6 protein-coding genes, 2 tRNA genes, 1 rRNA gene and 2 pseudogenes are annotated in these 10,408 nt (G+C 75.4%); 4 read left to right on the top strand and 7 right to left on the bottom strand.

What is annotated here, in order from left to right; genetic code table 11:
* A pseudogene (locus tag ACZ6ZT_RS20815) lies at positions 1 to 650 on the bottom strand (sporulation associated protein); the annotation flags it as partial.
* Between the two features lie 687 nt (positions 651 to 1,337).
* Between ACZ6ZT_RS20815 and ACZ6ZT_RS20810 the strand changes: the two are divergent.
* From ACZ6ZT_RS20810 to ACZ6ZT_RS20800, 3 genes are all read left to right on the top strand, one after another.
* A complete protein-coding gene (locus ACZ6ZT_RS20810) occupies positions 1,338 to 3,590 on the top strand; it encodes an asparagine synthase-related protein (RefSeq protein WP_469721016.1) in 2,253 nt (750 codons plus the stop codon).
* Positions 3,591 to 3,683: 93 nt separating this feature from the next.
* The gene (gene trmB / locus ACZ6ZT_RS20805) at positions 3,684 to 4,511 is read left to right on the top strand and encodes a tRNA (guanosine(46)-N7)-methyltransferase TrmB (protein WP_469721014.1); all 828 of its coding nucleotides are present in this window, start codon (positions 3,684 to 3,686) and stop codon (positions 4,509 to 4,511) included.
* A 158-nt stretch (positions 4,512 to 4,669) separates the two neighbouring features.
* Positions 4,670 to 6,016, top strand: coding sequence for a PrsW family intramembrane metalloprotease (locus ACZ6ZT_RS20800; protein WP_469721049.1), 1,347 nt, complete (start codon positions 4,670 to 4,672; stop codon positions 6,014 to 6,016).
* 26 nt (positions 6,017 to 6,042) lie between these two features.
* On the opposite strand, the gene ACZ6ZT_RS20795 is transcribed toward ACZ6ZT_RS20800, so the two are convergent.
* From ACZ6ZT_RS20795 to rrf, 4 genes are all read right to left on the bottom strand, one after another.
* Positions 6,043 to 7,101 (bottom strand): M23 family metallopeptidase, encoded by a 1,059-nt coding sequence (locus ACZ6ZT_RS20795; protein ID WP_469721012.1) that lies wholly within the window; start codon positions 7,099 to 7,101, stop codon positions 6,043 to 6,045.
* Between the two features lie 317 nt (positions 7,102 to 7,418).
* Complete coding sequence (locus ACZ6ZT_RS20790) at positions 7,419 to 8,591, bottom strand: PP2C family protein-serine/threonine phosphatase (protein ID WP_469721048.1); 1,173 nt, start codon at positions 8,589 to 8,591, stop codon at positions 7,419 to 7,421.
* Positions 8,592 to 8,742: 151 nt separating this feature from the next.
* A tRNA-Met gene (locus tag ACZ6ZT_RS20785) sits at positions 8,743 to 8,816 on the bottom strand.
* Positions 8,817 to 9,029: 213 nt separating this feature from the next.
* Positions 9,030 to 9,146, bottom strand: a 5S ribosomal RNA gene (gene rrf, locus ACZ6ZT_RS20780).
* 149 nt (positions 9,147 to 9,295) lie between these two features.
* Between rrf and ACZ6ZT_RS20775 the strand changes: the two genes are divergently transcribed.
* A complete protein-coding gene (locus tag ACZ6ZT_RS20775; RefSeq protein ID WP_469721010.1) occupies positions 9,296 to 9,832 on the top strand; it encodes a hypothetical protein in 537 nt (178 codons plus the stop codon).
* A gap of 107 nt (positions 9,833 to 9,939) precedes the next feature.
* Here the strand turns inward: ACZ6ZT_RS20775 and ACZ6ZT_RS20770 are convergent.
* Together ACZ6ZT_RS20770 and ACZ6ZT_RS20765 are read right to left on the bottom strand one after the other, a co-directional pair.
* Positions 9,940 to 10,012 (bottom strand) — tRNA-Lys (locus tag ACZ6ZT_RS20770).
* Between the two features lie 164 nt (positions 10,013 to 10,176).
* Positions 10,177 to 10,408, bottom strand: a pseudogene (locus ACZ6ZT_RS20765) (DEAD/DEAH box helicase); the annotation flags it as partial.

Below are 10,408 nucleotides of genomic sequence, written 5' to 3'. Positions count from 1 at the left end.
GTAGGCCCAGCGACCGGCCCGGCCAATGGCGCGGCCGAAGGCCCGGCCCCGCGCCCGCCAGCCCCGCCCGGCGGCCCCGGCGGCGATCGGTGCGTACGGGGCTCGGCGCGCTCGGCGCCGCCGGAGGCGTGCGGTCCGCCCGGCTCGGGGGCGCCGTCCGCGCCGCCCGGGCCCGGCTCGCGCGCCACCGAGCTGTCGGCCGGAGATATCAGCCAGCGCGACGCGGGCGTCGCGTACGCCGACACCGTGAAGGACCCGGCGAGCGACTGCCAGATCCCGCCACCGCCCCGGCGCCCCGCGAGGTCGAGCCGGTAGAGGTCGGTCGCCGAGCGCACGGCCGCGCCGATGTCGCGCGGGAAGGCCAGCCCGACCTCGGGCGCGGGGTCCGCGTCGGCCAGGCCGATCTCGTGCAGCGGCACCGGCCGCCCCAGCTTCGCGCCGATCGCGGCGGCGATCAGGTGCGGGGCGGCGCCCTGCGGCACCATCCCCTTGGACACCCAGCGCGCCACCGAGGTCTTGTCGTACCGAAGCGTCAGTCCGCGCTGCGCGCCGAGGTCGTTGACCCGCCGGGCCAGTCCCGCGTTGCTGATGCCCGCGAGGGCGAGGACGGCGCCGAGCTTCTCATTGGGCTCGCGGAGCTCCCTGGACATGCGCCACCCCTCGTCACACGCGGAACGCAGACGCCGCCGGGGCATAGGCGCCCGGCATTTCGTAAACCCAGCGTAGTTCCCCGCCTCCCAAGCGTTAAGGCCCCGAGTTCCGTATGGCGGGATTGTTGTCCGTATGCACAGTCCGGGCGCTCCCGACCCCGGGGCGCACGTGTCAGCCCGTGCTCCGGCTGTGTGGCCGTGCGCCCGGCCGTGCGCTCTGGCCGCTCCCGGGGCCCGGCGATTCGATGTGCGGTGCGTGGGTCGGCCCGCCGGGTGGAACCGGCGGGCCGGGGGATGCCGCTGCCTCAATCCCCGCGGGTGGCGGAACGGTCCGGGGGGTGGTTCCCGCCTCCCGGACCGCGCCACCGCGCGCGCACCGGGCGGGCCTGAAGGGGCCGCGACCGGCCCTCAGTACGGCCTGAGAATGGCTGAAACCGACCTATGGGGCGGGGGGAACGGAACGCCAAATACCGTGTGACCGAGGCGTGTTCGTTCACCCGCGCGCCCCCGAAGCCCCTCTCGCACGCCCGTCTCGTGGCAGCATGGACCCCGAGCCACCCGGGGCCCCGCCGGCCGCGCGCTCAGCGCTGACCACGTCGTCCGTACCGACCACGTCGTCCGCGCCGTCCGTGCGTTCCGCGCCGTCCGTCGCCCCGGTCAGGTGCCCACGGGCTGGGGGAGGCGGCGGTGCGCTGGTTGGTCGGGTGGAGCAGTATCGCCGCGAGCTTCGGCACGGCCGGACGGGTCTTCGACCAGGGCACATCGAGCCGCACCCCCACGGGCCCGGCCGGCTACGCGGACCCCGCCCACGACCCTCACGGCCCCCACGGCCACTACCCCCACGCGGACCCCCGCCGCGGCGGCATCGCCGACGCCGCGTACGCCGACGACCCGGCCGCCCAGGACGCGGAACGCACCGTCCACCCGGTCGGCGCCCAGCTCCTGTGGGGAGATCCCGACCCCCTGTGGGCCGTCGGCGACTGGCGCCCCGACGAGATCCGCACCGTCACCGCCGACCCCGCGGACCCCTTCACCCGCCTCGCCGTCCTCGGCTGCTGCGGCGCCACCGACGCCGACTTGCGCCGCGCCCTGTACGCCGCCCGCGGCGGGGCCCTGCGCCACCTCACCGAGTGGCCCGGCAGCTACACCGCCGTCGTCCAGGCGGGCCGCCGCATCACCGTCCTCGGCGACCTGGCCGGCGCCCGGCCCGTCTTCTACACGCCCTGGGCGGGCGGGACCGCGTACGCCACCGCCGCGCTGCCGCTCGCGGACCTCATCGAGGCGCAGCTCGACGTCGGCCACCTCGCGGCCCTGCTGGCCTGCCCCGACAGCCCGGAGGCGCTGGGCGACGGCACACCGTACGTCGGCGTGCGGCGCATCCCGCCCGGCCACACGCTGATCCTGCGCGAGGGCTCCCGGGAGATCACCGGGTACGAGCCGGTGGCCTCCCTCGCCGTGGCCGCGCCCGAGGCGGACCCGGAGCGCGCGGTGGAGGGCGTACGGGAAGCGTTGACGGCCGCGGTGCGCGCCCGGCTCACGGCGCCCCGGCATGCCCCCGACGCGCTGGTACCCGATCCCGGGCCCGTACCGGGCATGGGCCCCGCCGACCGGCGCGCCGCCCGCGGCGCCCCCGCGCCGGGGGTGGGCGCCGACCTCTCCGGCGGCAGCGCCTCCGCGACCCTGGCCCTCCTCGCCGCCGGGCTGCCCGGCTCGCCCGGCACCCTGCCCGGCACCGGCTCCCGCCTCCTCGCCGTCACCTTCAACGACCTGGCCACCCCGGCGGGCCGCGAGGCCGAACTGGCACGCGCCCACGCCCTCGCCGCCGACCCCCGGCTCCACCACGTCGTGGTCGCCGCCGCCGACGAGGCCCTCCCGTACGCGGACCTCGACGGCCCGCTCACCGACGAACCCGGCCCCTCCCTCGTCTTCGCCGCCCGCGAGCGGCGCCGGCTGGCGGCGGGCTCCGCCGACCACTTCACCGGGCACGGGGCCCGCCAGGTCCTCGACGCGCACCCGGCCCGGATGGCCGACCTCCTGCTGGACCGCAGGCGCCGCCACCTGCTGCGCCCGGTCGCCGCCCTCGCCCGTTCCGCGTCCGCGTCGGGCGAGTCCCTGCTGGTCCCGCTCACCGTGTACGCGGCGGCCCGCCGGCTCGCCCGTACGCCGTACCGCGCGGGCATCGAGGCCGCCGCGGCCCGGCTGCGCGAGGGCGGGGCCGCCACCACCGCCTCGGGGCCGGTCGACGCCTCGCTCGCCGCCCTGACCTGGTCCCGGCCGGGCCCCGCCGCGGGCTGGCTCACCGGGGAGGCCCTGGCGGAAGTATCGATCCGTCTGCGGGCCGCCGCCGGCCGGCCCCCGCTGTCGCTGCGCCCCGGCGAGGCCCGCGCCCGGGCGACGCTGGCCCGGCACGCCGCCGACCACCGGGTTTTCGAGCAGGCCGTGGAGGTCCGCAGCCAGCGCCTGCACGCGCCGTTCCTCGACAACCAGGTCGTACGGGCCGCACGGGCCCTGCCGGAGTCCCTGCGGGTGCAGCCCGGGGCCCGGGCCGCGGTCCTGCGCAGCGTGCTGGCCTCCGCCGGGGTGCGGGAACTGCCGCCCGGCTGGGGCGCCACCGACCACGCCCCGAACGAGAGCGCCACCCGGCTCGGGCTGCGCGCCGCCCTGCCCGGCCTGCTCGCCCTCTTCGCCACTCCCCTGCTGGCGGAGGCCGGGCTGGTCGACACCCGGCTCGTGCGGCAGGCCCTGGCCGACGCCGCCGACGGGCGGCCCGTACCGCTCGACGGTCTGGGGGAACTCGTCTCGATGGAACTGTGGCTGCGCCGCCTCCTGGCCCGCCGCGGCACCTGCTGGACCGGCACCTCGACCCCGCGCCGCCGCGCGGTCCCGGCCCTCGACGCCTCCCTCCCCCGCCTCCCCCGGGGCGCCCCGGCCGGCCACTGAGCCGTCACCGGCCCCGGCCGACCGCCGACCGGCCGCCGGCCGACCGCTCGCCGCCCGGCCGCCCGGTCCCCCGCGTCGTAGAATCGGCGCATTGTGTCTGAGTCCCCGAATCCCCAGCCCAGCCTCCCGGACACCGCGCCGGAGGCGACCGCGTACGTGCCCCCCAAGTGGCGTACCGAGCCCCGTTTCCCCGACGGCCCCGCGCCCGACCCCGCCGGGTCACACCACGAGCGCCGGATCCGTAGCTTCCAGCCGCGCCGCAGCCGGGTGACCACCGGCCAGGGCGAGGCGCTCAAGCGCCTGTGGGGCACCTGGGGTCTCGACATCGACGGCCACGACGTCATCGACCTGCGCAAGCTCTTCGACGGCCTGCCCGTGGTCCTGGAGATCGGCTTCGGCATGGGCGAGGCCACCGCCCAGATGGCCGCCGCCGACCCCTCGACCGGCATCCTCGCCGCCGACGTGCACACCCCGGGCCAGGGCAACCTGCTCGCGCTCGCCGAACGCAACGGCCTCACCAACGTCCGCGTGGCCAACGGCGACGCCATCATCCTGCTCCGCGAGATGCTGCCGCCCGACTCCCTCGCGGGGATGCGCGTGTACTTCCCGGACCCCTGGCCGAAGGCCCGTCACCACAAGCGGCGCCTGATCCAGCCCGAGTTCCTCGACCTGGCCGCCACCCGCCTGGCTCCCGGGGCCCTGCTGCACTGCGCGACCGACTGGGAACCGTACGCCGAGCAGATGCTCGAAGTCCTCACCGCGCACCCGGAGTTCGTGAACACGCAGGCGGACGGCGGGTACGCGCCGCGGCCCGCCTACCGTCCCCTCACCCGCTTCGAGGGCCAGGGCCTCGACAAGGGCCACGTCGTCCACGACCTCCTGTTCACCCGCGCCGAGACCCCCGCCGAATCCGGGCTCTGACCTGGGCCCGGGCCGGGGCCTGACCCGCGTCCGCCCCGGGTCCGCCCCGGCCTCGAACCCGGTACCGAATCCCCGCCGGACCCGGGAACGGGAGAACGTCACTCCGAGTGTCCGACCGGCTCGGTAGGGTTATCAACGTGCTCCGGGCGCTCCACCTTGTGCTCGCACGCACACCGGGCCCGGCCCGCGTGTGCGTGCCCGTCACCCTGCTCGCCGCGACCGGGGCCGGCATCCTCGAACTCGTACGGGAACAGACCGGCACGGCCGGCTTCTTCGTCGGCCTGAGCCTGGCCCTGCTGCCGGTGCCGCCGCTGATGGCGGCGTTCCGGTGGCTCGGCCGGGCCGCCCCGCACCCCTGGCGGCAGTTGCTGTTCTGCTTCGGCTGGGGGGCCTGCGCCGCGGCGCTGATCGCGATACTGGCCAACAGCTTCGCCACCGAGTGGATGGCCGCGGCCACCATGGACCCCTTCGACGCCGACCGGCTCGGCTCGGTGGCGATCGCGCCCGTCGTGGAGGAGAGCGCCAAGGCGGCCGCGCTGCTCCTCGTCTTCCTCTTCCGAAGACGACATCTGTCCGGCCCCGCCGACGGGTTCGTGCTCGCCGGTTTCACCGCCACCGGCTTCGCCTTCACCGAGAACGTCCTCTACCTGGGCAACGCCTTCGAGGAGGATGTGGCCAAGGGAACCTGCGCCCTGGACTCCGTGACGGCGGCGACCTTCTTCGTACGGGGGGTGCTGTCCCCGTTCGCGCACCCCCTCTTCACCGTGCTCACCGGCCTCGGCTTCGGCGCGGCCGCCCTGGGCGCCCGCCGCGGCGGCCGGGTCCGGCGGGCACGGCTGCCGCTGCTGGGCCTGACCTTCGCCATGGGGTTGCACGCCCTGTGGAACGCCTCCTCACACTTCGGTGATTACGGTTTCTACGTGGTCTACGGCTGCGTGATGGTCCCGGTGTTCGCGCTGCTGCTGGGGCTGGCCGTGCGGATACGGCGCCACCGCCTGCGGGCCGTCGCCGCCGAGCTGTCGGTATACGCCCGCGCGGGCTGGCTCGGCCCGGCGGAGGTGCCGGCCCTGGCTTCGATGCCGGCCCGCTCGCTGGCGCGCGCCCTGGCCCGCCGCACCGGAGGCCGCCCCGCCGCCCGGACGGTGTCCCGCTACGCGGCGGACGCCGCCGCCCTGGCCCTGCTGCGCCAACACGCCCGGCACACGGGCCCGGCCCGCGGCCCCGCCCACGCCCGCGACCTCCCCGGAGGGAACCTCACCGGCCGGGACCTCACCGAACGGGATTGCGCCGCCCGGGACTTCGCCGCCCGGGAGCGGGAGCTGCTGCACCGCCTCTGGCTGCGCCGGGCGACGGCCGCGCCCGTCCTGGCCCGCGCGGCGGTCCTGGAGGAGCTGCTGCCGCCCCGCTTCGACCCCCTCCCCGTACCCCACCCGTCCCGGGCGCCCCTCCAGTCGGCGGTTCCGCCTCCCCGGCGCCCGGCCGCCCTGTCGGCCCCCGGCCGCTGAGGCGGCGCGGGCCGCCCCGGGTCGCGTCAGACGTTGAGCCCCTTGGCTTCGAGCCAGGCCAGGGGGTCCACCGTGGAGCCGCCCATGCGTACTTCGAGGTGCAGGTGGGCCCCGGTGACGTTGCCGGTCGCGCCGACCCGGCCAATGGTCTCGCCCGTGCCGACGGTGCCCGAGGTGACCGACATGGAGGAGAGGTGGCAGTACCAGACCTCCGTACCGTCGTCGAGCCGGAGCACGATCCGGTAGCCGTACGCGCCCGACCAGCCGGCCGAGACGACCTTCCCGCCGCCCACGGCCTTGACGGGGGTGCCGGTCGGCGCCGCGAAGTCGAGGCCGGTGTGGTGGCCGGAGGACCACATGGAGCCGGAGTCGCCGTAGTGGGAGGTGAGGGTGTAGGCGGAGGTCGGCAGCGAGAACCCGCCCGAGGACTTCGCGCCCGAACCGGCACCGCCCCCCGCGACGGCGGGCGCCTGCTCGGCGACCGCCTTCACCGCGGCCGCCTCCCGCACGGCCGCCTTCGCCGCCTCGGCCTGCTCGGCGGCCGCCCGCTCCGCCGCGACGCGGGCCGCTTCGGCCTCCTTCTCGGCGGTTTCCCGCTGCCCCCGGGCCTCCTGGGCGGCGGCTTCGCGCGCGGCCCGCTCGGCGTCCGCCCGGGCCTGGGCCTCGACGGCCTCGTGCTGCGACTCGGCCTGCTGGAGGATGCGGTGGCGCAGCGCCTCACCCGCGTCGGCGGTCTGCGGCCGGAGTGCCCCGTCGGCCTGCTGCGGGATCCCGGCGACGGGGACGGCCGCCGCGTCGGAGGCGCCGCCGTCCAGCAGGTCCGGCAGGTCGGGGAGCGAGGGCAGGGATATCGCGAGCTGGGGCCGGTCCTGCGCGGTGGCGATGCCGCCCGCGCCGACCGCCGCGATCACGCCGACGCCGAGCACGGTCGAGCTGCGGGCGAGACCGCCGCGCGGCTTGAGGACGCGGTGCTTGCCGCGAACCGGCCGGGCGGAGTCCTCCGTGGGGTTCCACTCGCCCCAGGCTCCCGCGGTGGGCGTCTCCGGGACGTCGATGCCTTCAGGGGCAGGCGAGTTGGAGGCCACGGGGGCACACTCCTCATGAGCGAGAACGCGCACGGGTGCCGTCTCTTGCGACGGCTGGGACATCCGCGCTGCGTTATCGAAAGGTAATAGAAGAGGGGGAGTGATTCCAAGCTGTGGCGATTGATCGTTAACGCCAATCAGCCACCCCCCGCACAACTCTGGCCTGGACATCAGCCATGAAGCCGCCCATCCCCTGCCAAAAAACCCACACCCTCCCCACCCCTCCGGCCACGGTGGCGCGATGACGCCCCCTCACCCCTCTCGCCGACAGCGCTCCCGCCACCACGCACCGTCACCACCGCCTCGTGATCGCACCGTTACGCCGCCCCGCCGCGCGGCACCACCGGCACCGTCCGCCTGCGCTCCGGCTGGCCCGCCCTCGGCCGGCCGACCGCCAGCAGCGCCATGTCGTCGGTCGCCCCGCCCCCCGTGTGCCGGCGGACGTCGCCGCTGAGCGCGTCCAGCAGCTCGTCCGGCCCCGGGAAGACCCGCCCCCGCAGCCGGGCCGCCGGATCGTAGAAGGCGCCCGCCGCGTCCCGCGCCTCGGTCAGCCCGTCGGTGAACAGCAGCAGGGTGCCGCCCTCCGGGAAGGGCCACTCCCCGACCCGGTCCGGCACCCGGGCCGACAACTCGCCCAGCCCCAGCGGCAGCGCGGGCTCGGCCGGGGCGAGCACCACCAGCCCCCCGTCCGCGTGCAGCAACAGCGGCTCGGGATGACCCCGGTTGAGCAGCCGCAGCACCCCCGCGCCGGCCGGGACCTCCCCGAGCACGCAGGTCGTGAACCCCTCGACGGCGTCCAGGCTGTCCCGGCGCACCCCCTCACGGGCCAGCGCCCGCTCCAGCCGCCGCGCGAGCGCCTCCAGGGTCGGCTCGGTCTCCGCCGCCTCCCTGAAGGCCCCCAGCACCACCGCCACGGCCTCCACCGCCCCCAGCCCCTTGCCCCGTACGTCACCCACCGCGAGCCGCACGCCGTACGGGGTGTCCTGGACGGCGTAGAGGTCCCCGCCGATGAACGCGTCGGCCTGCGCGGCCTCGTACCGCGCGGCGACGTGCAGCCCCGCGATCCGCTCGGCCGGGGTCGGCAGCACGGCCCGCTGGACGGCCTCGGCGATCCCACGCGCCGAGGCGAGCCGCTCGCCGCTGCGCCGTACGACCTGGTTGATGAGCAGGGCCAGCCCCGACACCGTCACCACGGTCGCCAGCTCGGTCACCCCCTCCACCTGCCAGCTGGTGCCGTTGGCGAAGTGCAGGGCGACGACGGCGGCGCTGGCGGCGATGCCGGTCAGGGCGGTCGCCCGGTAACTGAAGAGGGGGGCCGCGACCAGCGGGGCGGCCGTGAAGAAGGGGGAACCCGTAAAGCTGGGCGGGGTCGCCACGTCGAAGACGAGACCGAGGAGGATCAGCACCACCGGGAGGATCCGCACCACGCGCCGGGCGGCGCCGTCGCCGGCCGCCGCCGGACCGCCCGCGTCGAAGCCCTGCCGACCCAGCCCCGCCACGCTGCTCTCCTGCCGCCCGGTCCCGCGTCGCCCCCTCCAGGCTGTGGGGACGGCCCGGGGCGGGCGACCGGGCCGGACCGATCGGGTGACGGACATACGACGAAGGCCCGGCTCCACAAGGGAACCGGGCCTTCGTACTGAGTAGCGGGGACAGGATTTGAACCTGCGACCTCTGGGTTATGAGCCCAGCGAGCTACCGAGCTGCTCCACCCCGCGTCGGTAAACCCAACTCTACGTCATCCGGGGGACGCCTCCGACCACTTCACCCCCGGGCACCCCACCAAAACCACATAACCCCAGGTCAGAGCCCGAAGAATGGATCCCTCGCCCCTTCCCGGGCCCAGCACAACGCCCCGCCCGGAGGACCCGGACGGGGCGCACACGACAGAGGCCCCGTCCGCGCGTGCGCGGACGGGGCCCCTTACGTCTATTCGGCGGCGTCCTACTCTCCCACAGGGTCCCCCCTGCAGTACCATCGGCGCTGAAAGGCTTAGCTTCCGGGTTCGGAATGTAACCGGGCGTTTCCCTAACGCTATGACCACCGAAATTCTTCGATCGCCGCCCCACACGACTATCCAGTCGGGCGCGACTCTCTACGTCAGATCCTACACGCCCCTCCCCGGCCCCCGGCACCGGGCGACTCGGGTTCCCCGGCGGAGCACGGCCGTTCTAGGCTCGTGGCCTGGGGGTGGGACATGGACGTACCGAACGTCGTCGGGGACTGGCAGGAGTACCAGTCCAAGGAATGGGCCGGCCTGCGCGTGCGCGTGCACAGCCTCAAGAAGGCCACACCGCAGCGCGGCCGAAGCTCTGACGCCAAGGGCCTCACCTACGTCGGCTTCCAAGTGACGTTCGAGAACCGCGGCTCGGAGTACTACGCGATCGGCCTGAGTTCGCATCCGTACCACTACGACGTCCGCGTGGGCCGGGACGGCCACGGGGCGTTCATCGACGAGGGCGGCGCGGAGACCATCCGCGACTTCAACCTCTACCCCCACCGGCGGGTCACGGCCACTCTCTACATCGCGGCGCCTGCCGCCAGGCTCAAGCAACTCGACATCCAGATCACGCCCAGCATCGACGGCGAGTCGGCGTTCGGATACGTATGGGTCGGAGGCCTCGGAGTCCACGAAGGCTCCACACGCCTGGGGTCCCGCGCGTCCTCAGCAGAACCCGGCGTTGCGAACGAAGTGGAACGCTTCCTGAAGGAAACCGCCTGCGACGACTCCTGACGCGCCTGGCCAACGGGCGCACCGGGCACGGCGAAGCGCCCCACCCGAAGGAATCGGGTGGGGCGCTCAGTGCCAGGTCAGAGGGGGTTGCCCTCGCCTGGGAGCGGTAGGCCATGTCGGACTCGAACCGACAACCAACGGATTAAAAGTCCGCTGCTCTGCCAATTGAGCTAATGGCCCTCCACGTGCTCACCCCAGAGCATAGCCGGAGAGGGGCTGTCAGCCGATCGGGTATCGCCGGGTGGGGTCCGGGGAGTTTGCCGGGGGCGGGTCGGGAAAGGGGTCGGCCCCCACCGCACCGGGGTGCTGTGGGGGCCGAGTCCGCGTCAGGTGAGGCTCAGGCGTCAGCCGTTGCGCTTCCAGCGGGGCTTGTCGTCACGACGGCCGCCGAAGGAGCCGGTGGAGCCGGAGGGGCGGTTGTCGTCGCGACGGCCGTAGGGGCGGTCGCCGGCGCCGCCGGAGCGGAAGCCACCGGTGGTCGGACGGTCGTCGCGGCGGAAGCCGCCACGGTCGCCACCACGGTCGTCACGGTTGAAGCCACCCGAGGGACGGTCGTCGCGACGGAAGCCACCGCCG

The organism is Streptomyces sp. NPDC102258 (assembly GCF_055584685.1).
This window is presented reverse-complemented; position numbering and strand designations above follow the sequence as displayed.